This window comes from Achromobacter sp. JD-1 (assembly GCF_038594925.1).
Lineage (GTDB): Bacteria > Pseudomonadota > Gammaproteobacteria > Burkholderiales > Burkholderiaceae_B > Achromobacter > Achromobacter spanius_C.
In genome coordinates this window covers 59,352-81,051 of record NZ_JBCGCS010000021.1, presented here as the reverse complement: position 1 = coordinate 81,051, position 21,700 = coordinate 59,352, and the positions used below count along the sequence as shown (strand labels likewise).

Here is a 21,700-nt window from a genome sequence, read left to right as displayed (position 1 = left end):
TCAGGACGCCTGATCCGAACTGTCGCAAGGCGAACCCGCGGGCGATCCCCCAAACGGCGGGCGCTCGCCATCGGGGTCTTCCGCCCAACTGTCCTTGACCATCTTGCGCACGTCCGCCAGCAGTTCGGCGGTGTCGTACACCACGCCGGACTTGATGGTGGTTTGCAGGCAGCGCTTCCATTCCACCTTGGCCGTGTCGTCGTTCAAGCGCATGGCGCCGGTGCCGAACAGCAGCTTGAAATCGGTCAGCGGGTTTTGATCGTGGATCAGCAGGTCGGCGCGCTTTTGCACGTCGATGGAGCCGGTGTCGTCATCGATGCCCAGCAGCGCGGCGCTTTGCGAGGTGGCTGCGCGCAGCACTTCAATGGGATGAAAGCCTGCTTCCTGCAGTAGTTCCAGTTCACGCACGAAGCCAAAGCCGTAGATCTGGAAGATAAAACCGGAATCGCTGCCCGCGCACACGCGGCCGCCCAGGTTCTTGTATTCGTTGATGAACTGCATCCACAAACGGTAGTTCTGCTTCCACTCGATCTCGTTGGTGGTGCTCCAGCGATACCAGTAGGCGCCGTGCCCGCCGCGTTGCGGCTGGAAGTATTTCCACACCGCTTTCCAGGTGTAGTCGTCGTGCCAGTCGGCACGGCGCGCGCGCATCAGGTCGCGGTTGGCGTCGTAGATATTGAAGGTGGGCACGAAGGTGTGACCCAGCTCCAGAAACTGGTCCATCACCTGGCGCCACTTGGCCGAACCCGGTTGCGCCGCCTGCATGAAGGTCTGGCCGGCCACGGCGAAGCGGTAGTACTCGTCGCTGTAGTTGTAGTCGGTGGGAAAGGACTGCACGACGCGGTCTTCGAACAGCGCTTCGGGCAGGCCGTAATAGTGTTCGGAACTGGTCAAGCCCCAGCGCGCGGACTTCAGTGCGTTCACGCGCGTCACCGCCATCTGCGCGTGGTGGCAGCCCGAACGCAGACCCAGTTGCGCGGCCTCGTCCAGCGCCGCTTCCATGATGGCGGGCGGTGCGCCAAAGAACTTGATGCCGTCCGCGCCGCGCGCGGCCAGTTTGCGCACCCATTCGCGGCCCTGCTCGGGCGTGTGGATGGTCTTCACGCGGTCGTTCACGGCGGGAAACACCGAATGCACCACCATGCGCGGCGCGGCGATCTTGTTGGCGGCCGAGAGCTCGCGCTGCTCCATCGTCCAGCCCAGGCCGCCCATCGCGCCCATCTCGCGCACGGTCGTCACGCCATGCGCCAGCCACAGCTTGTAGATGTAGTCGGCGGGCGGCACGATGCCGCTCATGGCGTGATACGGCGTGCCGATGTGTGCATGCGCGTCCACGAAACCGGGCGTGACGAACTTGCCGTGGCAATCGATCTCGTGGTCGCCCGGGCCAGGCCGGCGCTTGGGGTCGATGGCCTTGTGCGGCGTACCCACGTTGACCAGGGCGGTGATGCGGTCGTTCTCGATCACGATGTCGACCGGCCCCCAGGGCGGCGCGCCGGTGCCATCGATGATGGTGGCGCCGCGCAGGATCAATCGGGGAAACGGACCCAGCCCGCGATCACGCGATGCCGGCGCGGACGGCGGATGCCAGCCCTTGGCGGCATTGACGTCGCGCGATTCCTCACCAACTTCCGATTGCGAAAACGTGGGATCGCTCATGGTGCTTACCCCCCCAGCCCGTTATGTTCGATGACGCCTTCCTTCATGATGAGGTCGATGTGCTCGCCCTGGCCCAGCAGGCAGGACAGGTCGCGATACGGGTTGCCGTCCACCAACAACACATCCGCCAGCGCGCCCACCTGGATGCGGCCCAACTGGCCGACCTGGTTCAGCACTTCGGCGGCGGTGGTGGTGGCGCACTGGATCACTTCCTGCGCGGACAGCACTTCGTTGCGAATCCGGAATTCATCGCTTTGCAGGCGCTGTGACGGGCCGAGCAGATCCGAGCCATAGCCGATCTTCACGCCCGCCTTCTTGTAGATCTCCAGCGAATGCAGCCCGGCGGTGCGCACCGTGGCAATCTTCGCCACCGAATCGGGCGGCAGGCCGTAGTCCGCGCCTTCATTGGCCAGCGCTTCGTACGTCACCAACGTGGGCACCACGAACGCGCCCTTCTCAGCCATGAAGCGCGCCACGCGCTCGTCAACCAGATTGCCGTGTTCGATGGTGCGAACGCCGTTGCGGATGGCGCGTTCGATGGCGTCGGCCGTGTAGGAATGCGCCATCACATAGGTCTGCCGGCTGGCGGCTTCGTCAACGATGACGCGAATTTCTTCTTCCGAATAGCCGTAAGACGCAATCGGATCAGTCGGCGATGCCACGCCGCCCGAAGCCATCATCTTGATCTGGTCGGCGCCCATCTGGAGTTCCTGGCGCACGGCCTTGCGCACGTCGTCGATGCCGTCGGCCACGCGGCCGATGTCGCCCGCGCGGAAGCAGCAGCCGCAAAAGCTCATTGGGCGCAGGTGATCGGAACGCGGACGCGGGTCCCCGTGGCCGCCCGTCTGGCTGATGGCGCGGCCCGAAATGAACAGGCGCGGCCCCTTCACCGTGCCTTCGTTGACGGCGCACTTCAGGCCCCAGCCCGCGCCGCCCGCATCGCGCACGGTGGTGAAGCCCCGGCGCAGCATGGCCGCCATGATGGGCACGGCGCGCATCATCACCAGCGCATCGGGCAGCACGCCTTGCGTGCTCAGGTTCAGTTGGGTGGCCAGCACATGCACGTGCAGGTCAATCAGGCCCGGCATCAGCGTGCGGCCGGCGGCGTCGATCACCTGCGCCGACGCGCTCGCGATGGGCTTGTCCGACACTTCCTTGATGACGCCATCCTCGACCAGCACGTGGTGGCCTTCCTGCAGGTCAGCCAGCAAGGGGTCGAGCAGGTTCGCGTTCTTGAACAATACGGATGCCATGGAATTTCCTTGTTGTGGCTCGGGCTCAAGACGCCATGGTCTTGATGTAGCGCCGATGGATCAGCCAGTTCGAAAGCAGTGCAATGATCAGCGTGCCGCACACCAGAATGACGGCCAGCGCGGCGCCGAACGGCCAGTTCGATGCGCGGGTGATCTGGTCATACAGCGCGGGCGCCATCATCGTCAGGCCGGAACCGCCCAGCAGCACCGGCGTGGCGTAGGCGTTCATGCACAAGATGAACACCAGCATCGTGCCCGCCGCCACGCCCGGCGCGGCAATGGGCAGCACGATGCGGCGAAACGTGGTGAAGAAGCTGGCGCCGACGTTGCGCGCGGCTTCTTCCACCGACAGGTCCATGCCTTCCAGCACGCTTTGCAGCGTCAGGATCAGGTAGGGCATGACAACGGCCGTGGTGCCGATGACGACCGCCGTGGGCGTGTACATCAGCGAGATGGGCTTGTCGATCAGGCCCAGGCCCTGCAGCGTGGCGTTCAGCACGCCCGCATTGCCCAGCGCCACCATCCAGCCCGCCGCGCGCACCACGTTGCCCACCATCAGCGGAAACACCAGCAGGATCACGAACAGGCTTTTGTATTTGCTCTGCGTGCGCGCCAGAAAGTACGCCACCGGAAAGCCCAGCACCAGCGCAAGCAGCGTGCATAGCCCCGCCACCCACAAGGTGGTGAAGAAGATGTCGCGGTAATACGCATCGCCAAAGAACTTGGCGTAGTTCTCGAAGGTGAAGGCGGTTTGCATCAGATCGACCGGGTCGAACTGGTTGAAGCTGTAGCGCGCCAATTGCAGGATGGGCACCATGATGATCACCAGCACCACCAGCGATGCCGGAAAGGCCAGCCCCGGCCCCAGCCAGCGGCTGGGACGCCCGTCTACGGTTGCAGTTGTCATGGCGGCTCCTATTGGGTGAAGGCCACGCAGTCTTCGGGCTCGAAGCACGCGTACACGCGCGCACCGGGCGCCGGCTGCGCGCGGCCCGCGCCACCATTGGCCACCTGGCTGATCATGCGGTTGCCGCCTTCCAGTTGCACGCGCACTTCCAGCACCGACCCCAGGTACAGCGACGACTCCACCACACCCGGCAAGGCATTGCCGCCGGAAGGCTGCTCGGCCAGGCGCACGCGCTCGGGCCGCACGCCCACATGCGTGGCCCCTGCCCCGCCCGGCGTGGTGATACGCTGGCCCGCGTCGGTATGGAACTGGTTATCGGCCTGGCCGCGGCCGGTGAACACGTTCATCTTGCCCAGGAAGTCGGCCACGAAAAGATTGGCGGGGTGTTCGTACAAGGTGTCGGGCGCGCCCACTTGCTGCACGATGCCGTCATGCATGATGGCCATGCGGTCGGCAATCGCCAGGGCTTCTTCCTGGTCGTGCGTGACGAACACGGTGGTCAGCCCCAGACGCTGCTGCAAGGAACGGATTTCTTCACGCACTTCCAGCCGCAGCTTGGCGTCCAGGTTGGACAGGGGTTCGTCCAGCAAGAACACCTTGGGTTCGATGGCCAGCGCGCGTGCAATGGCCACGCGCTGCTGCTGGCCGCCCGACAACTGGCGCGGATAGCGGTCGCGCAATTCGGTCATGCGCACCATGTCGAGCACGCGGCGGATCTTGGCGTCGCGCTCGGCCTTGGGCACCTTGTGCATCTCCAGCCCGAACGCCACGTTCTCTGCCACCGTCATGTGCGGAAACAGCGCGTAGCGCTGGAACACCATGCCGGTGTCGCGCTTGTGCACCGGCAGCCGGGTCACGTCGGTGTCGCCGATCAGGATGCGGCCGGCGGTGGGTGTGATGAAGCCGGCAATCATGCGCAGCGTGGTTGTCTTGCCGCAGCCGCTGGGGCCCAGGAACGTGACCAGTTCGCCCTCCGCGATTTCCAGTGAAAAATCGGAAACCGCTACCGCCGCACCGAATTGCTTGCGGATATTCTCGATTGAGACCTTCGCCATTTTCTTACACCACCTGACTGAGTTTCACATAGCGGTCGGTCACAAGCATGATGATGCCCAACAGCAAGATTTGCACCGAAGCCACCGAAGCGATGGTCGGGTCCAGATTGAATTCCAGGTACTGCATGATGGCGATCGGCAGCGTGGTGCGGCCCGGCCCCACCAGCGAGAGCGACAGTTCCAGGTTTTCAAAAGACACCACGAAGCTGAACAGCGCGGCCGCCACGATGGACGGGCGCAGCATGGGCAGCGTCACGCGCATGAAGGCCTTGGGTGCGCTGGCGCCCAGATTGCGCGCGGCTTCCTCGATGGAGCCATCCAGCCCGGCCATGCCCGCCGTGACCAAACGCACCGTCCACGGAATCGTCAGGCAGACGTGCGCGATGATCAGGCCGCCGAAGGTGCCGACGATGTCCTGGTCCAGCACTTCTTCAGCGCGCAGATAAAACAGGTAGATGCCCACGCCCGCCACGATGCCGGGTATCAGCAAGGGCGACAGCAGCAAGGTGTTGACGCCCTTGCTGCCCTGGAAGCGGTAACGCGCAATGCCGACGGCGGCCAGCACGCCCATCACCACGCCAATGGCGGCGGCCACCAGCGACACTTGCAGGCTGAACAGGAAGCCGTTGGCGAACGCGGGGTTGTCCCACGCTTTCACGTACCAGGACAGCGTGTAGCCGGATGGGGGAAAGTAAAGAATGGCGTCCTTGAAGAAGCTCAACCAGACCACCAGCACGATGGGGCAGAGCATGAACGCATACATCAATACGACGAAGACCCGGTGCAGCCATGTTGCCCAGGGAATCACGCGTATGGGCGTGGCTTGGGCGGCAGTGGCGGCCGAGTTCAGGGGAGGCGCGCTATGCAAATCCTGTGTTCCTTGTCAGCGAGGTGCCGGCTCGGTTTCAAACTCCTCCGTTTGGAACTCTTTGGTTCCTTCGGTTAACCGAAGCATATCGACGGGTTGCTGCGCGCTTCAACTAGGGATTACCCAACGTGGTGCATGCCACGCGGGTAATTCCGTAGCGCGGTGCAAACGCGCGGGTGCAACCCGCCGCGACGTTTTGACGGCAGCAGGTTGCACCCGGGGTTTACGTTCAGGATGGCGGCGCTAGACGCGCGCCTGGGGGTCAATGCGCGGCTTCAAGCCCGCATAGCGCTTGCAGCACGGCCACGCGGCTTTGGCCCAGCACCATGCCGTGCCAGTCGTAGGCGTGGCAATAGAACGCGTCTTGCGTGGCTTGCAGGATGTCGCGGCGCAGCGCGGCGGGCGCATCGGGGTTGGCCCGCAGCCAGTTGCGGCCGCGCAGCGCCAGCACCACGTCGTCGAACGGCACGGTGCCGTATTCCAGCGCCATCAGCGTGGGGGAAGACTGCGGGCAGGCCTGGTAGATCAGGCTGGCCAGGTGGCCGGTAATGTCCACCGATGCCGACGTGCCCTGAAACGGCACCGCGATGTCCAGGCCCCACCATTGGCGCGCGCGCGCCACTTCGGCGTCATCGCGGCGGCCGGCGTAGATTTTTTCTCCGTGGCCGCGCGGCCCCAGGCCGGTATGCACGTCGATCCAGCCGATATGCGCGTAGGCGCTGGCATGGGTTTCCAGGATGCGACGCAGGTTTTCGCGCGATGCGGCGGGCGCGGCGCCGCCATAGAACAGACCATCGGCATGGGTGTACTGACCCCGCGATACGGCTTGCGCGAACGCCGCCTGCCCATGTTCGGCCACATAGCGGGCGACGTCGCGCTGGTTGTCTTCCGACGGCGGCCATTGCGCCGGCAGCAGCAGCGAATGCAGCGCGCCGTAGCCGGGGTTGGCCGGCAGCGGCGTGCCGTCAAAGGGCTGCACGTTACGGTTCAAATCGACGTTGCCTTCGTCGGTGCGCGCCATCCACGAATAACCGTGGGGGTTCACCGCGTGCACCAGCAGCAGGGCCACGCCCGCCTGACGCGCGCGTTTCAACATCGGCGCGTCGTCCATCAAGGCAAACTGGCAGCCCGCGCCGCAAAAGCCTTCGACGCCATGCGTGGCGGACGTCATGACCAACAGGCGTTGCGCATTGGGCGCGCCGATCAGCGCCACGTCGGTAGCCAAGGCCTCGCCCTCGCTGCCGCGCGCCTCGATCGGGTAGGACGCGACGGCGGCGCCCAGGCGCTCGGCGTCAGCCAGGAATCGTTCGCGCGATTCCGCGTAGCTGCGGGGGAAGTAGCTGGTACTGCTGGGCATCATGCCTCCTGAGTGTCGATTGCATGGCCGGTGCGGTCCTGTATCCAGAACAGCACCACGGTGGAAAGCGTCACGGTCACCATCAAGTACCAGGCGGGCGCCATGGGGTTGCCGGTGACGTGCAGCAGCCAGGTCACGAAGAACTGCGCAAAGCCGCCAAAAACCGAGATGCCCAGACCATACACGACAGACATGCCGGTGGTGCGCACCGCCTTCGGAAACAGTTCGGGCAGCATCGTGATGACCGGCGCCGTCTGCAAGGCCAGCAACACGGCCAGCAGCGCAATCACCGTCATCAGCCGCGCCGTGCTGGGCGCGGACACCAGCCACTGAAAGCAGGGCAGCAAGGCGCACACCGTGGCCGCGCGCGACCAGAAGATGACCTTCTTGCGGCCCACCCGGTCGGCCAGCATGCCGACAAAGGGCGCGATCACAAAGCCGATGGCGCCCAGCACCACGCTGGCGAACAGCGTGGACGTGGCGGGCAGGCCCAATTCCTTGTTGGCGTAGGCCGGCATGTAGAAGCCGATGATCTGCGCGCACACCATGCCACCGATCACCAGCAGGATGCCCTTGACGACCAGCGCCTTGTGTTCGGTGAAGACGCGGCGCAGCGGCTGGTGGGTGCGCGCCTGGGGCGCGGCCTCGGGCGCATGCGTGGATGCCGGCATGGGTTCCCGCGCGGAGGCCGACGCGGGCTCCAAGGTTTCTTCCAGGTTGCGGCGGATGTAGGCCCCCACCGGCACGGTCAGGATGCCGATCACGAACGGCACGCGCCAGCCCCAGGCTTGCATCTGTTCCTGGCTGAGCGTGGCCGTCAGCAGCGCCACCGTCAGCGCGCCCAGCATCACCCCCAACGACTGGCTGCCGAACTGCCAGCTTGAATAAAAGCCGCGCTTGTCGGCGGGCGCGTGTTCCACCAGCAGCGTGGTCGACGCGCCGACCTCGCCACCCGCGGCGAAGCCCTGAATCAAGCGCGCCAACACCATCAGCACCGGGCCGGCCACGCCCATCTGCGCATAGGTCGGCGCGGCGGCGATCAGCGCGCAGCCCAGGCCCATCAGCCACAGCGTCAGCGTCATGGCGGCGCGGCGACCGTGGCGGTCGGCGTAGGAACCGATCAGCATGCCGCCCACCGGCCGCATCAGAAAGCCCACGCCAAAGGTGGCGGTGGTGAGCAGTAACTGGCCATAGCTGGAGGCCGCCGGAAAGAACAGCGGCCCAATGACCAGCATCAGAAACGTGAAGACGGTGAAGTCGAAGAACTCCAGCGCGTTGCCGATGGTGGTGCCGGCGATCACGCGCCGGCGCATCGTCGACGAATGCAAAGGCTGCTGCCGGCCGGATGCGGCGGCGATGGCGATAGACATGTTTTCCCCTTGATGTCCGTTGCGAGGCGGTGCGCGGACCACGCGGCCCCTGGCCCGCCCCATCCGCGTGAATATACGGATGGCGCACGATAAGGAAAAGACAGTATTTTTGTTTCAGTGAAACCTTTTTGTTATAGCCCTGCCCCATGAACCTTCGCCAATTGCGCGCCTTCGTCCTGATTGCCGAACACGGCAGCATCCGCGCGGCCGCGCGCGCCCTGTTCGTGACGCAACCCGCCGCCACGCGCAGCCTGCGCGAGCTTGAGCAAAGCGTGGGCGCCGAACTGGTGCGGCGCAGCGCGCGCGGCGTCGAACTCACGCCTTACGGCGCGGCGCTGTACAAGCGCGCGGTGGTGATCCTGCAAGAGGCACGGCGCGCGCAGGAAGAGATCGGGCAGATGCGCGACGGTGAAGGGGGTTCCTTGAACCTGGCCATCAGTTCGGCCGCCTTGACGGTGCTGCCCGCCGCGCTGGCGGCGTTTAGGGCGCGCATGCCGCGCGTGGCCGTGGCCTTCAATGAAGTGGCGCCGCCCTTCAGCCACGAACAATTGGAATCCGGCCGCTACGACTTTCTGGTGCAAACCGAGTACGACGGCGAGATTGACGACGGCTTTGCCCGCACCACGCTTTTCACGCTGCCGCTGGCGGTGGGCGCGCGCGCGGGCAACCCCTTGCGCCACGCGCGCACGCTGGCTGACCTGCACGACGCGTTGTGGCTGTTGCCCGGCAACATCCAGGCGCCCGCCAACCTGCTGCGGCTGGCCTTCGCGGCGCACAAGCTGCCCGCGCCGAGTGATGTGATTCCGTGCCAGTCGATCGCGGTGGCGCTGGCCATCATTGCCGACAGCGACGCGCTGGGCATCTTCGTGCGTAATCTGTTCGACCACCGGCTGCTGCCGCGCGACCTGCGCATGGTGCCCTTGTCCCACGAGCTGCCGGCCGCGCGCGTGTCCATTCTGACCCGGGCTGATTCCCCGCCTACCCCCGCCGCGCAGTGCTTCATCGACTGCCTGCTCGACGCCCATGCCAGATCCTCGCGCTAGCCCGGGCGGACGACCGGTTATCATGGGCGCCGGGCCTGCCGACGGCCTTGAAAACCGGCCGGCAAACCTCACTGATCGCCCCCACCCCCGCAGTCAACATCCATGGTGTTCCCCCGCCTTCCGTCCCCGCCCACGTTGACCGACACGGTCACCAAGCGCCTGCTCGCCGAAATCGACGACGGCCGCATGCTGCCGGGCGAAAAGCTGCCCACCGAGGCCGCGCTGGCCGAGCAGTTTGGCGTCAGCCGCACCGTGATCCGCGAAGCCGTGTCGCGGCTGCGGCAGGACGGCATCGTGGAAGCGCGGCAAGGCAGCGGCGTGTACGTGACCGGCCTTGGCGGCAACCGGGCCTTGCGCATCGACGCCACCGAACTCAGTTCACTGGACGCGGTGCTGCACATTGTGGATTTGCGCCGCGCGCTGGAAACCGAAATCGCGGCCCAGGCCGCGGCGGTGCGCAAGAAGCGCGACATGACCGAGATTGACCGCGCGCTGGCCGCGATTTCACAGGCGGTGGCGGACGGCGGCGACGGCGTGAAGGAAGACGTGGCGTTTCACCGCAGCATCGCGCGCGCCACGGGCAACCCCTACTTCTTGACCACGCTGGCGTTCGTCAGCCAGTTCCTGGAAGCCGCCACCCGCGTGACGCGCGGCAACGAAGCCCGCCATGCCGATTTGATGCGCGATGTGCTGCACGAACACGTCGCCATCGTCGAAGCCATCCGCCAGCAAGACGTGGAAGGCGCGCGCGAGGCGGCGCGCATCCACATGGTGAACGCGGCCAAGCGGCTTAGCCGGGCGCACCGCTGAGCAGCTCGCGCCGCCGGCGGGTGCCGATGTCCCAGCGCTGCGCGGCCAGGCCCATCAGCACGATACCCCCCGCCAGCAAAGACGTGTAGGCGACTTCGTTGCGGTAAGTGCCTTCCACCACCATCGTGATCAGCGCGGCGATGATGCACACGATGACCGCATAGGTCAGCCACGGAAACAGCCACATCTTGAACCTCAGCTCAACGCCCTGCGCTTGCAGCCGATAGCGCATGCGCAACTGCGACAGCGCAATGGCCAGGTACACGAACAGCGCGATGGTGCCGGTGGCCTGCATCAGCACGTCGTACAGATCCATCTTTGACGTGGCCATCATCCAGACCGCCACGAACGCGAACGCGCTGGAAATCAGCACGCCCACATACGGCGTGCCGGTGCGGCGGCCGGTCACTTGCATGATGCGATGCGCGTCGCCCCGCCGTGACAGCGAATACAGCATGCGCGATGCCGTGTACAAGGCCGAATTGAAGCAACTGCACACGGACGTCAGCACGATGAAGTTGACGATGGCCTGCGCGTACGGCACGCCCAGCCTGCTGAGCGCCACGTTGTAGCTGCCATGCGTGGGCTGCGACAGCAACGGGTCGTTGTAGGGCACCAGGCAGACGATGATGAAGATGGACCCCACGTAGAACAGGCAGATCCGCCACACCACCGAACGCGTGGTCTTGATGATTTCACGCGCGGGGTCGGCCGATTCGGCGGCGGCCACCGTGACGATTTCCGCGCCGATGAAGGCGAACATCACGCCCAGCATGGCCACCACCACCGACTTGATGCCATTGGGCATGAAGCCCTGCGCCGTCAACTGCGACACGCCGCGCGCTTCGCCCCAGGGCCACAGATGCACCACCGCCAGGCTGCCGATGACCAGGAACGCCACGATGGCAATCACCTTGATCAGCGCGAACCAGAATTCGAATTCACCGTAGTTGCGCACGTTCATGAAGTTGACGACGATGAGCGCAACGGTGATGAAGAGCGCATAGCCCCAGTCCGGCACCATCGGAAACCAGCCGTGCAGGATCTGCCCGGCCACGTAGGCTTCCCAGCCCATCAGCAAGGCCCAGAAGTACCAGTACAGCCAGCCGATGGTGAAGCCCGCCCAGCGCCCGATGGCGCGGTCGGCGTAGGTGGAAAACGACCCCGTGTCGGGCTGCGCCACCGCCATTTCGCCCAGCATGCGCATGGCCAGAATGACCAGGATGCCGCCGCCCAGATAGGCCAGGATGACGGCCGGCCCCGCCAGCGCGATCTGCTTGCCGGACCCGACGAACAGCGCCGCCCCGATGACCCCGGCGATAGACATCATCGTCAGATGGCGCGACTTCAAGCCACCCTTGAGCTCGGTGTTTTGTTTGCTGGCCAATGCCCTGCTCCTGTCTGTTGCTGTTTCGATTTGCGGCGTCAGCCGAATGCCTTGGTGAAGAAGTCCCGCGTGCCGAAGTTGCCGGACTTCAGCGCGATGCTGAGCTCGGCGTCGGCCACCGGCGTGTAGCCGGCGCACCACGGCACGCCCGGGTCGATCTGCTCGCCGATGGCCATCTGTTGCAAGCCCAGCGCCTGCACCACCGCGCCCGAGGTTTCGCCGCCCGCAACAATCAATTGGCGCACACCGCGTTCGACCAGCCCGACCGCAATGCGCGCCAAGGCCGCTTCGATCATGGCGCCCGCACGCTCCACGCCCAGCGCGCCCTGCGCCGCCTTGACCGCGTCAGGCTCGGCGGTGGAATAGACCAGCACGGGACCATCCTGCATGCGCGGCTCGGCCCAATCCAACACCTGTGCCACGACGTCTTCTTCAGAAGCCAGCCGCAAAGGGTCCAGCGCCAGCGCTGGCCGGCCTGCGTCAATAAAGGCCGCCACCTGCGCATTGGTGGCGCTGGAGCAGCTACCCGCCACCACGGCCTGCAAACCGGGCGCGCGTGCCTGGCTGGCGGCGCTGGCGGGCGTCAGGCCCCAGTTGCCCGGCAGGCCAATCGCCACACCAGAACCCGCCGTCACCAGCGGCATGCCGCGCAGCGCCGGGCCCAGCCGCAGCAGGTCGTCGTTGGACACCGCGTCCACAATCGCGATCTCCACGCCCTCGTCTTTCAGGGCCTGCATGCGCGCAAGAATCGCGTCGGGCCCCAAGGCCACCACGCTGTAGTCGATCAGCCCGACCTTGCGCGCGGTCTGCGCCTGCAACACGCGCACAAGGTTCGGGTCGGTCATCGGCGTCAGCGGATGATGTTGCATGCCCGATTCGTTCAGCAACACATCGCCCGCAAAAAGGTAGCCCTTGAAGACGGTGCGCTTGTTGTCGGGAAAGGCGGGGGTGGCGATGGTGAAGCGCGTGCCCAGCCGCGTCATCAAGGCATCGGTGACCGGGCCGATATTGCCGGCCGGCGTGCTGTCGAAGGTGGAGCAGTATTTGAAGTAGATCTGCTCGGCGCCTTGCTGCTGCAACCATTGCAATGCAGCCACGGACTGCGCCACGGCGTCATCCACGGGCAGCGTTCGCGTTTTCAATGCCACCACCACGGCATCCGCGTCGGCGCGCAGGGGCTCGCCCGGCACGCCTATGGTTTGCACGGTGCGCATGCCCGCGCGCACCAGGTTGTTGGCCAGGTCGGTGGCGCCCGTGAAGTCGTCGGCAATACAGCCCAGTTTGATGGTCATTTGGCCTCCGGCAAATTGATGCCCGGAAAAATCTTGATGACGGCGCTGTCGTCTTCGCGCCCATGCCCGGCCGTGGACGCCTGCATGAACATCTGATGCGCGGTGGACGCCAGCGGCAACGGAAACTTGCTGTGCCGCGCGGTGTCCAGCACCAGCCCCAGGTCCTTCACAAAAATATCCACGGCCGACAAGGGTGTGTAGTCGGCCGCCAACACATGGGGCATGCGGTTCTCGAACATCCAGCTATTGCCGGCGCTATGCGTGATGACCTCGTACAGCGCGTCCGCGTCCACGCCTTCACGCAGGCCCAGCGCCATGGCTTCGGCGGCCACGGCGATGTGTACGCCGGCCAGCAGTTGGTTGATGATCTTGACCTTGCTGCCCGCGCCCGCGCGGTCACCCAGCCGGTAGACCTTGCCCGCCATGGATTCCAGCACCGTGCCGCAGGCGGCATAGGCCGCCGCGCTGCCCGCCGTCATCATCGTCATCTGGCCGGCGGCGGCCTTGGCCGCGCCGCCCGAGATCGGTGCATCCAGGTACAGCACGCCCTGTTCGGCCAGGCGGGCTTCCTGCGCGATGGACCAGTTGGGGTCCACGGTGGAACACATCACGAACACCGCGCCTGGACGCAGGACGGCGGCGATACCGCCGCTGCCATACAGCACGGCCTCGGTCTGCTGCGCGTTGACGACCACGCTCACCACGATGTCGCAAGCGGCGGCCATGTCGGCCAAGGTGGCGCAGGCCACGCCGCCTTGCTCGGCGAAGGCGGCGGCGGCCTCGGGGCGGATGTCATGGACGTGCACATCGTGGCCGGCGCGGCGCAGGCTCTGGGCGATGCCCGCGCCCATGGCGCCCAGGCCGATGACGCCAACGCGGCGGGGGGTGGGTTGCGGATGGCTCATGGCGATAGGGTCCGGAAGGTCGATGGGAGTGGCGATAGGAAAGTATCGGTACGCAATGGCGAAACGGCGTGTCGATGCGGCGTGTCGATGCGGCGTGTCGATGCGGCGTGTCGATGCAGAGGCGTCGCGCCGCGCGTCAACGCGGCAGGTCGTCGGCCAGGTAGGCGCGGATGATGTCGGCAAAGCCCTTGTCGCCCGCCAGGCCCAGTCGGTTGGCGCGCGTGGTGTCCCAGCGGCCGGGCCAACTTCCCACGATGCGCTCGACCTTGTCGTCCGGCCGCCAGGTGATGCGGTCTGCCACGGTGTCGCCCGCAACCTCGCGCAGCGCCTGTTCCATGTCGGCCACCGTCACCGACACGCCCGGCAGATTGATCGGCGCGCGGTCGGCCACGGCATCCGCGGGTAATTCGCAGCCGGCAATCAAGGCCTGAATGGCGCCGCGCGGCGACAGCAGCCACAGGCGCGTGTCGGGGCCAACCGGACACACGGCGGTTTCGCCGTTGAGCGGTTCGCGGATGATGCCGCTGGCGAACGACGAGGCAGCCGCGTTGGGCCGGCCGGGGCGCACGCTGATGGTGGGCAGGCGCAGCACGCGCCCATCCACAAAGCCGCGTCGCGTGTAATCGGCCAGCAGCAGTTCGGCAATGGCCTTCTGCGTGCCGTAGGACGATTGCGGGTTCAAGGCGGTGTCGTCGCGCACGGTGTCGGGCAAGTCGCCGCCGTAGACCGCCACCGAACTGGTGAAGATCACGCGCGGCTGGTGGCCCAGCGCGCGGCACACGTCCAGCAAGGCGCGTGAGGCATCCAGGTTGATGCGCATGCCCAGATCGAAATCCGCTTCGGCCTGTCCGCTGACGATGGCGGCCAGATGGAAGATGGCGCGGGTATCGGTGTCGATGGCTGCGCGCAGCACATCGGGGTCGGCGATGTCGCCCACCCGCGTATGCACGCGCGGGTCAGCGGTGAAAGCGTCGGTCTTGACGACGTCCAGCAGGTCGATGCGTGTGATGGCTTGCGGGCCGTTGGCGTCCAGCGTCAGCGTGCCCTGCTCCAGCAGTTTGCGAGCCAGCCGCTGGCCCAGGAATCCGGCGCCGCCGGTAATCAGGATGTTCATGGTGGGGTGCTCGCTTCTTGTTGACTCAGTGCTTGGCCAGATAAGGCTGGGCCCAGCCCAGACCTGCGCGCGTGCCGGCCTTGGGGCGGTATTCGCAGCCGACCCAGCCGGCATAGCCCAGCGCGTCGATGCGGTCGAACAGATACGGATAGTTCAGTTCGCCCAGGTTGGGCTCGTGGCGGTCGGGCACGCCAGCAATCTGGATGTGCCCGATGCCGGCCATGTCGCGCTCCAGCTTCACGGCGATATCGCCTTCGACGATCTGGCAGTGATAGCAATCGAACTGCACTTTCAGGTTGGCCGCGCCCACCTCGGCGCATATGGACTGGGCCTCGTCTTGGCGGTTCAGAAAGAAGCCGGGAATGTCACGCGTGTTGATGGGTTCGATCACGATAGTGATACCCGCCGAGGCGGCGGCGCTGGCGGCGCGCGCCAGGTTCTGCACGTACACCGCGCGATGCGCCGCGCGATCTTGCTCGGGGCGAATCAGCCCCGCCATGACGTGCAGGCTGCGGTTGCCCAACTGCGCCGCGTAGCCCAGCGCCTGGTCCAGGCCGCGCAGGAATTCGTCTTCACGGCCCGGCAGCGACGCAATCCCGCGTTCGCCCGCTTCCCATTCGCCGGGCGGCGCGTTGAACAGCGCTTGCGTCAGCCCGTTGTCTTGCAGCCGCGCGCGGATGTCGGCGGCGGCGAAGTCGTAGGGGAACAGAAACTCCACCCCCTGAAACCCGTCGCTGGCGGCGGCCTGGAAGCGATCCAGGAAGGCGTGCTCGTTGTACATCATGGTCAGGTTGGCGGCCAGGCGCGGCATGGCGGGTCCTTGGATATTGGGGTGGCGTGGGCGGCGCTTAAATGCGCCACCCAAGCAAGCGACGAAGAGCGTGACGACGAGAGTGACTACGAGAGCGACTACGAGAGCAATCCGGCAGGCAAGCCAATGCGGGTCAGTAGCGCGCGCCGAAGGTGACGCGCAGCTCGTCGATGGCCTGCTCGGACAGCGGCTCGGGGCGCGGCTGGCTCATCAGCCACAGGCGGGCGGTTTCTTCCAGCTCTTCCAGCGCGTAGGACGCCTGCGCAACCGAGCGTTCCCACACCACCGGCCCCAACCTTTCGAACAGCGCGCCGCGCACCTGGCCCGCCACGGCGGCCACCTCGGCGGCGGCTTGCGGGTCGCCGGGCCGGCGATAGGCGATCAAGGGAATGCGGCCCACCTTCATGACCTGATAAGGCGTGATGGGCGGCAGCACGTCGTCGGGCCGCCACACGCCGGCAAGCGTCAAGGCCACCAGATGCGTGGAATGCGTGTGGATGATGCCGCGCGACTCGGGGCTGGCGCGATAGATGCCCTGATGCAGCACCAGCGTCTTGGACGGCTTGGCGCCCGACACCCAGTTGCCGTCCAGGTCCACCTTGGCTAGATCGGCGGGGTCCAGCCGGCCCAGGCACGCGTCGGTGGGGGTGATCAGCCAGCCATCATCCAGCCGGGCGCTGATGTTGCCGGCCGCGCCCACGGTGTAGCCACGTTGGTAGAGACTGGCGCCGACGACGCAGATTTCTTCGCGGATGCGGGCTTCATCAGTCATGAAAAAACCCCTGATGGGCAGGGGTGCATGTCGGGAAAAAATGGCGCGTAAGGTTCGGCGCGGAACGCAGCGGCTGGGCCAGCATGATGGGATGTCTCTTGTGTTGAATTTATCGGGTCATCATACAAATTTAAGGCTTGCGACCATATCGGGTAAACCCTAGACAGCAAGCAAAAGGCCTGGGCGGATGCCCAGGCCTCTGAATGCCCTTACCCGCCGGGGCCGGCTTATTCCAGCACGCGCCCCTTGGTTTCAGGCAACAGCAACGCCGTCACGATCACCACCGCATACGCCCCCGTGGCAAACGCGCCGATGGCCCAACCCAGCCCATGCGTCTGGCTGAGAAGGCCGACCAGGCTGGGAAACAACGCCCCGATGCCGCGCCCGAAGTTGTAGGCGAAACCTTGGCCCGATGCCCGCACGCCCGACGGGAACAGCTCGGTCAGGTAAGCGCCGATGCCGCTGAAGATGCCCGACGCGGCAAAGCCCAGCGGGAAGCCCAGGAACAGCATCTGGTGATCGGTCAGCGGTACTTGTGTGTACACATAAACGCTGATGGTCGACAGCACCGAGAAGATCAACAGGTTGGCGCGGCGGCCCAGGCGGTCGGCCAGATAGGCCCCCGCGATGTAGCCGCAGAACGAGCCGAAGATGATCACCATCAGGTAACCGCCCGTGTTCAGCACCGACAGTTGGCGTTCCACCTTCAGGTAAGTGGGCAACCACGTCGTGATGGCGTAGTAGCCGCCCTGCACGCCCGTGCAAAGAATGGCCGTGATGACGGTGGTCTTGATCAGCGCGGGCGAAAAGATCGTCCAGAACGACGCGCGCGCCTCGCCCGCATGCACCTTGGCCTGCGCGCGCTTGAACACTTCGGGTTCGGGCACGTTCTTGCGGATGTACAGCACCAGAAAGGCGGGCAGCACGCCGATCCAGAACAGGCTGCGCCAGGCCCATTCCGGCGGCAGCAACGAGAACGCCACGGTGTACAGGATCGCCGCCGCGCCCCACCCCACGGCCCAGCCGCTTTGCACGGTGCCCACCGCTTTGCCCCGGTGTTCGGCGCGCACGATCTCGCCCATCAACACCGAGCCCACGGCCCATTCGCCGCCAAAGCCCAAGCCTTGCAAGGCGCGCAGCACGAACAACTGTTCGAAGTTCTGCGCAAAGCCTATGGCCACGGTGCAGGCCGAAAACCACAGGATCGTGTATTGCAGGACGCGCACGCGGCCATAGCGGTCGGCCAGGATGCCGGCCAGCCAGCCGCCAATGGCGGAGAACAGCAGCGTGACCGTGCCCAGCATGCCCGCCTGGCCCTTGTCGATGCCCCACAGGCTCATCAGGGTGGCGATCACGAAGGTGAACACCATGAAGTCCAGGGCGTCGATGGCCCAGCCCCCGAACGCGGCAATGAAGGTGCGGCGTTCGGTCTTGTTCAGCTCTCTATACCACTGCATGGTTTGTCTCTTGAATGGTTCTGAAGGGGCGTGCGCTTAGCGCGCCGGGGTGAAGCCGTACAGGCGTTCGGGGTTGCTGACCAGGATGCGGTGGCGCACGTCGGCATCCGGCGCCCACTGCGCCAACTGGTTGCGCAGCCGGCCCGTGTTGACCATGCGCGTTTGATGCACATGGGGCCAGTCGCTGCCCCACAGCATGCGGTCGGGCGCGGTGTCGATCAGCGCTTGCGCCCACGGCGTCACGTCGCTGAAATCGTCGAAGCGGTCGCTGATGCGATAGGCGCCTGATAGCTTGACCCACCAGCCGTGGTCGCGCACCAGATGCTGCAAGGCCAGAAAGCCCGCGCTGTCAGTGCCATCGCCCACCGGCATGTGCCCCATATGGTCCACCACACCCGGCACCGGCAGCTTGCGCATGCGCGGCAGCAGGTCGGGCAATTGGCGCGCATCCATCAGGAACTGCATGTGCCAGCCCAGGCCGGCAATGCGGTGCGCCAACGTTTCCATGGCGTCAAAGCCGATGCCGCCGCCAAACAAGACGTTGATGCGCAGGCCACGCACGCCGGCGGCATGCATGGCTTCCAGTTCCTGGTCGCTGACGTCGGGCGCGACGACGCCCACCCCGCGCAATTGCTCGGGGTGACGGCGCAGCACTTCCAGCATGTAGCGGTTGTCGGTGCCGTAGACGCTGATCTGCACCAGCACACCGCGCGACATGCCGGTTTGGCGCAGCATGCCCAGGTAGGCGGATTCGGGTGCGGGCGGCGGCGTGTAGGTGCGCTCGGGCACGAGCGGGTACGCGCTGCTGTCGGCGGCGACGACATGCGCGTGCGTGTCGCAGGCGCCGGGCGGAATGTCGAAGGTGGCGGCGTCCATGTCGGGCAAGGGCGCCAGGCACAGCGGGGGCTGTTGCTGCGGCTCGCCGGAAGGGGGCGACGGGAAAGAGCTCATGCGTAAGTCTCCTAGGCTGATGATCGTCTTGTGATCATGCCAGCGGACCAGGGCGGCGCCAAAGAGCTTGGCGCCACCCCGGCCTTCAATTGACGGTGATGTTGGCGTCTTGAATCAAGGCCGCGAAATGCGGCACGTCACGCGCGATCAAGGCCTGGAACGCCGCCGCGCCCTGGTCCTTGCCAACGGGCGCCTGCGCCGCCAGCTTGTCCAGCGAATCCCGCACGCCGGGGCTGTTCAGGGCCGCCGCCAAGGCCTGTTCCAAACGCGCGATGACGGCGGGCGGCGTGCCGGCCGGTGCGGCGATGCCGTTCCAGACGCTCATGTTGAACGCTGGCACCCCGGCTTCCGCAAACGTCGGCACATCGGGAATCTGCGGCAGGCGCGAAGCGCTGGCCACGGCCAGGGCCGTGACGCGCTTGGCTTCGTGGATGGGAATCATCGTGACGGTCTGGTCAATCACCGCGTCCACCGTGCCGGCCATCAGGTCGGCGATGGCCGGCCCCGCTCCGCGATACGGAATCTGCATGCCCTTGGTATTGGTCACGTGCATGAAGGTGGCCGCCGCGATGTGGCTGGTGGAGCCGGACCCCGCGTTGCCGAAGTTCACGTCCGCGCCGTTCTTCTTCATGCGCGCAACGAAGTCGGGCAGCGTGGTGATGCCGCTTTTCTTGCTGACCGACAGCACCATCGGCACCGTGGCCACCAGGCCGATGGCGGCCATGTCGCGGCGCGGATCAAACTTGGCCTTGGGATATAGCGACGGCGCAATCGCCAGCGACCCCATGTTGCCGAAAGTGATGGTGTAGCCGTCGGGCGCGGCGCGCGTCACGCGCTGATTACCGATCATGGTGCCGCCGCCGCCCAGGTTTTCCACGACGATGGTCTGGCCCAGGTTCTCGCCCATGGCCTGCGCCACGATGCGGGCCAGGCCATCCGTAGAGCCGCCCGCCGCATAGGGCACCACCATCGAGATGGACCGCGTGGGATAGTCCTGCGCGCTTGCGTTGGCGCCAAGCGCCATCAGGCCGACGGCCAGGGCCGCCCGGAATGTCTTCTTCATGTCTCGCTCCTTGCTGTATGTGCCGGCGATAGCCGGCCCCTCCGCCTGGTGCCGGCGGTTGTGGGTGATGCAGGTTGAAAAAAAGCGGCGCGGACCATGCCGCGCCGTAGGTCTGAATCTAGGAAGCCACTTTCTTTGCGCCCAGCTCCACGCCCGCCAACTGTTCGGACAGGCGCGCCACGGCGGTGTGGTCCTGCCCCTTGCCCAGCGTCTTGCCCGCCGACGCCCATAGTTCACGGCACAGTGACGCAAACGGCGTGGGCGTGCCGGTGTCGGTGGCGATGCCCAGCGCAATGCCCAGGTCTTTCACCATCAGATCCAGCCCAAAGCCCGAGTTGAATTCGCGCGACAGCACGAACTGCTTGAATTTTTTCTGCGTGGAATTGTTCATGCCGGTGGACGCGTTCAACACATCCACGATCACGTTCGGATCCAGGCCGAATTGTTGGCCGATCAGCATGGCTTCCACGCCGATCAGGAAGCCGCCCGCCGAAACCAGATTGTTCAGCGCCTTCATGGCGTGCGCGCTGCCTACATCGCCGACCGGCGTGATGGACGTGCCCATGGCCGACAGCGCCGGGCGCACGCGCTCAAGCGTGGCGGCCGGGCCGCCGAACATGACGGATAGCTCACCGGTGCGCGCGCGCGGCACGCCACCGGACACGGGTGCGTCCACCATCTGCCCGCCCGCCTCGGCCACGGCCTGGGCCAGTCGTTGGGTATGGGCCGGCACGCCCGAGCTCATCTCCACCACCACGCTGCCGGCGCGCAGGCCCGCCAGCACGCCATCCGCGCCGCTCAGCACCTGTTCAACGATGCCGCTGGTGGGCAGCATGGTGACGATGATGTCGCTTTGCGCGGCCAGCGCCGCGCAGGTAGCGGCTGCCTGCCCGCCGACTTCCTGCGCGAATTTGTCGGCCTGGCCCGGCACGGCGTCGAACACCGTCACCGCGAAGCCCGCCTGCACCAGCCGCGCCGCCATCGGCCAGCCCATGCTGCCGATGCCGATCAGCCCCACGCGCTCTTGCGCTGCGCTCATGCTTGCTGCTCCTTGAAGGCGCCCTCTTCTTCCAGCACCTGGTTGGCCACCTTGAAGGCGTCCAGCCCCGCCGGAATGCCGCAGTACACGGTGGCTTGCAGCAGGATCTCTTTGATCTCTTCCACCGTGACGCCGTTGTTCAGCGCGCCCTTGACGTGCAGCTTGATCTCGGCCGGGCGGTTCAGCGCCGTCAGCATGGCCAGGTTCAGCATGCTGCGGGTCTTTTTCTCCAGGCCCGGGCGGCCCCAGGTATAACCCCAGCACCATTCGGTGGTGATGTTCTGAAACGCCATCATGAAGTCGTTGGCGCGCGCCAGCGAACCGTCCACGTACTCGGTGCCCAGCACCTCGCGACGCAGGTTCAGCCCTTGGTCGAACAGGGCTTGGGTTTCGGATTTGGTGTCTGCCATGAGTTCCTCGCTGGTGATGGATGAAAGGCGAATACATGATCGATTACGCGATGGATTGTCTGCCCATTTCTGTCAGATCGTCAATAGTCGGATTGTCTGACAATATGCTTGACTGCGTAAATATTGAGCACAATAATGCGGCAAAGCGCCGGGCTGGCTGCCGTGCGCCCCATCCCC

The 21,700-nt window shown here is 65.9% G+C and carries 20 protein-coding genes; 2 read left to right on the top strand and 18 right to left on the bottom strand.

Annotated features, from left to right (window positions below; translation table 11 throughout):
- From WBR68_RS25285 to WBR68_RS25255, 7 genes are all read right to left on the bottom strand, one after another.
- Positions 1-1,659 (bottom strand): amidohydrolase family protein, encoded by a 1,659-nt coding sequence (locus WBR68_RS25285; protein ID WP_230695579.1) that lies wholly within the window; start codon positions 1,657-1,659, stop codon positions 1-3.
- Between the two features lie 5 nt (positions 1,660-1,664).
- Complete coding sequence (locus WBR68_RS25280) at positions 1,665-2,912, bottom strand: metal-dependent hydrolase family protein (RefSeq protein ID WP_050445860.1); 1,248 nt, start codon at positions 2,910-2,912, stop codon at positions 1,665-1,667.
- Between the two features lie 25 nt (positions 2,913-2,937).
- Positions 2,938-3,819, bottom strand: a complete 882-nt coding sequence (locus WBR68_RS25275; RefSeq protein ID WP_050445859.1) for an ABC transporter permease — start codon at positions 3,817-3,819, stop codon at positions 2,938-2,940.
- Positions 3,820-3,827: 8 nt separating this feature from the next.
- Positions 3,828-4,874, bottom strand: a complete 1,047-nt coding sequence (locus WBR68_RS25270; RefSeq protein WP_050445858.1) for an ABC transporter ATP-binding protein — start codon at positions 4,872-4,874, stop codon at positions 3,828-3,830.
- A gap of 4 nt (positions 4,875-4,878) precedes the next feature.
- Positions 4,879-5,742: an ABC transporter permease gene (locus tag WBR68_RS25265; RefSeq protein WP_230695578.1), complete on the bottom strand. Its 864-nt coding sequence runs from the start codon at positions 5,740-5,742 to the stop codon at positions 4,879-4,881.
- Positions 5,743-6,004: 262 nt separating this feature from the next.
- Positions 6,005-7,102 carry a M14 family metallopeptidase gene (locus WBR68_RS25260; protein WP_083447294.1) on the bottom strand — a complete coding sequence of 366 codons (1,098 nt, stop codon included), beginning with the start codon at positions 7,100-7,102 and terminating at the stop codon, positions 6,005-6,007.
- Complete coding sequence (locus WBR68_RS25255) at positions 7,099-8,469, bottom strand: MFS transporter (protein ID WP_127185983.1); 1,371 nt, start codon at positions 8,467-8,469, stop codon at positions 7,099-7,101. Before WBR68_RS25255 ends, WBR68_RS25260 begins: the two co-directional genes overlap by 4 nt.
- A gap of 146 nt (positions 8,470-8,615) precedes the next feature.
- Between WBR68_RS25255 and WBR68_RS25250 the strand changes: the two genes are divergently transcribed.
- On the top strand, positions 8,616-9,512 hold the full coding sequence (locus WBR68_RS25250) for a LysR substrate-binding domain-containing protein (protein ID WP_050445855.1): 897 nt from the start codon (positions 8,616-8,618) through the stop codon (positions 9,510-9,512).
- Between the two features lie 102 nt (positions 9,513-9,614).
- Positions 9,615-10,322, top strand: coding sequence for a FadR/GntR family transcriptional regulator (locus WBR68_RS25245; RefSeq protein ID WP_230695577.1), 708 nt, complete (start codon positions 9,615-9,617; stop codon positions 10,320-10,322).
- On the opposite strand, the gene WBR68_RS25240 is transcribed toward WBR68_RS25245, so the two are convergent.
- From WBR68_RS25240 to WBR68_RS25190, 11 genes are all read right to left on the bottom strand, one after another.
- Positions 10,303-11,709 (bottom strand): amino acid permease, encoded by a 1,407-nt coding sequence (locus WBR68_RS25240; RefSeq protein ID WP_255696267.1) that lies wholly within the window; start codon positions 11,707-11,709, stop codon positions 10,303-10,305. The two genes, WBR68_RS25245 and WBR68_RS25240, sit on opposite strands and share 20 nt — an antisense overlap.
- A gap of 38 nt (positions 11,710-11,747) precedes the next feature.
- Positions 11,748-13,001 (bottom strand): 3-oxo-tetronate kinase, encoded by a 1,254-nt coding sequence (gene otnK, locus WBR68_RS25235; protein ID WP_230695576.1) that lies wholly within the window; start codon positions 12,999-13,001, stop codon positions 11,748-11,750.
- Positions 12,998-13,906, bottom strand: coding sequence for an L-threonate dehydrogenase (gene ltnD, locus WBR68_RS25230; protein WP_230695575.1), 909 nt, complete (start codon positions 13,904-13,906; stop codon positions 12,998-13,000). The genes otnK and ltnD overlap by 4 nt, the downstream gene beginning before the upstream one ends.
- A gap of 136 nt (positions 13,907-14,042) precedes the next feature.
- On the bottom strand, positions 14,043-15,020 hold the full coding sequence (gene denD / locus WBR68_RS25225) for a D-erythronate dehydrogenase (protein ID WP_230695574.1): 978 nt from the start codon (positions 15,018-15,020) through the stop codon (positions 14,043-14,045).
- 25 nt (positions 15,021-15,045) lie between these two features.
- Positions 15,046-15,831: a 2-oxo-tetronate isomerase gene (otnI, locus tag WBR68_RS25220; RefSeq protein ID WP_230695573.1), complete on the bottom strand. Its 786-nt coding sequence runs from the start codon at positions 15,829-15,831 to the stop codon at positions 15,046-15,048.
- A 133-nt stretch (positions 15,832-15,964) separates the two neighbouring features.
- The gene (gene otnC, locus WBR68_RS25215; RefSeq protein WP_127185989.1) at positions 15,965-16,603 is read right to left on the bottom strand and encodes a 3-oxo-tetronate 4-phosphate decarboxylase; all 639 of its coding nucleotides are present in this window, start codon (positions 16,601-16,603) and stop codon (positions 15,965-15,967) included.
- A gap of 227 nt (positions 16,604-16,830) precedes the next feature.
- On the bottom strand, positions 16,831-18,060 hold the full coding sequence (locus tag WBR68_RS25210; RefSeq protein ID WP_230695572.1) for an MFS transporter: 1,230 nt from the start codon (positions 18,058-18,060) through the stop codon (positions 16,831-16,833).
- Between the two features lie 36 nt (positions 18,061-18,096).
- Entirely contained in the window at positions 18,097-19,011 is a 915-nt protein-coding gene (locus WBR68_RS25205) for an amidohydrolase family protein (protein WP_127185991.1), read from the bottom strand.
- 85 nt (positions 19,012-19,096) lie between these two features.
- Positions 19,097-20,074, bottom strand: a complete 978-nt coding sequence (locus WBR68_RS25200; protein WP_050445846.1) for a Bug family tripartite tricarboxylate transporter substrate binding protein — start codon at positions 20,072-20,074, stop codon at positions 19,097-19,099.
- Between the two features lie 118 nt (positions 20,075-20,192).
- Positions 20,193-21,113: an NAD(P)-dependent oxidoreductase gene (locus WBR68_RS25195; RefSeq protein ID WP_230695571.1), complete on the bottom strand. Its 921-nt coding sequence runs from the start codon at positions 21,111-21,113 to the stop codon at positions 20,193-20,195.
- Positions 21,110-21,523 (bottom strand): carboxymuconolactone decarboxylase family protein, encoded by a 414-nt coding sequence (locus WBR68_RS25190; protein ID WP_050445844.1) that lies wholly within the window; start codon positions 21,521-21,523, stop codon positions 21,110-21,112. The genes WBR68_RS25195 and WBR68_RS25190 overlap by 4 nt, the downstream gene beginning before the upstream one ends.
- Between the last annotated feature and the right edge of the window lie 177 nt (positions 21,524-21,700).

Bases quoted from the DNA above. Each gene is read 5' to 3' on its own strand.
- WBR68_RS25285 (WP_230695579.1), bottom strand. From the start codon at position 1,659: ATGAGCGATCCCACGTTTTCGCAATCGGAAGTTGGTGAGGAATCGCGC.
- WBR68_RS25280 (WP_050445860.1), bottom strand. From the start codon at position 2,912: ATGGCATCCGTATTGTTCAAGAACGCGAACCTGCTCGACCCCTTGCTG.
- WBR68_RS25275 (WP_050445859.1), bottom strand. From the start codon at position 3,819: ATGACAACTGCAACCGTAGACGGGCGTCCCAGCCGCTGGCTGGGGCCG.
- WBR68_RS25270 (WP_050445858.1), bottom strand. From the start codon at position 4,874: ATGGCGAAGGTCTCAATCGAGAATATCCGCAAGCAATTCGGTGCGGCG.
- WBR68_RS25260 (WP_083447294.1), bottom strand. From the start codon at position 7,102: ATGATGCCCAGCAGTACCAGCTACTTCCCCCGCAGCTACGCGGAATCG.
- WBR68_RS25255 (WP_127185983.1), bottom strand. From the start codon at position 8,469: ATGTCTATCGCCATCGCCGCCGCATCCGGCCGGCAGCAGCCTTTGCAT.
- WBR68_RS25250 (WP_050445855.1), top strand. From the start codon at position 8,616: ATGAACCTTCGCCAATTGCGCGCCTTCGTCCTGATTGCCGAACACGGC.
- WBR68_RS25245 (WP_230695577.1), top strand. From the start codon at position 9,615: ATGGTGTTCCCCCGCCTTCCGTCCCCGCCCACGTTGACCGACACGGTC.
- otnK (WP_230695576.1), bottom strand. From the start codon at position 13,001: ATGACCATCAAACTGGGCTGTATTGCCGACGACTTCACGGGCGCCACC.
- ltnD (WP_230695575.1), bottom strand. From the start codon at position 13,906: ATGAGCCATCCGCAACCCACCCCCCGCCGCGTTGGCGTCATCGGCCTG.
- denD (WP_230695574.1), bottom strand. From the start codon at position 15,020: ATGAACATCCTGATTACCGGCGGCGCCGGATTCCTGGGCCAGCGGCTG.
- otnI (WP_230695573.1), bottom strand. From the start codon at position 15,831: ATGCCGCGCCTGGCCGCCAACCTGACCATGATGTACAACGAGCACGCC.
- otnC (WP_127185989.1), bottom strand. From the start codon at position 16,603: ATGACTGATGAAGCCCGCATCCGCGAAGAAATCTGCGTCGTCGGCGCC.
- WBR68_RS25210 (WP_230695572.1), bottom strand. From the start codon at position 18,060: ATGCAGTGGTATAGAGAGCTGAACAAGACCGAACGCCGCACCTTCATT.
- WBR68_RS25205 (WP_127185991.1), bottom strand. From the start codon at position 19,011: ATGAGCTCTTTCCCGTCGCCCCCTTCCGGCGAGCCGCAGCAACAGCCC.
- WBR68_RS25200 (WP_050445846.1), bottom strand. From the start codon at position 20,074: ATGAAGAAGACATTCCGGGCGGCCCTGGCCGTCGGCCTGATGGCGCTT.
- WBR68_RS25195 (WP_230695571.1), bottom strand. From the start codon at position 21,113: ATGAGCGCAGCGCAAGAGCGCGTGGGGCTGATCGGCATCGGCAGCATG.
- WBR68_RS25190 (WP_050445844.1), bottom strand. From the start codon at position 21,523: ATGGCAGACACCAAATCCGAAACCCAAGCCCTGTTCGACCAAGGGCTG.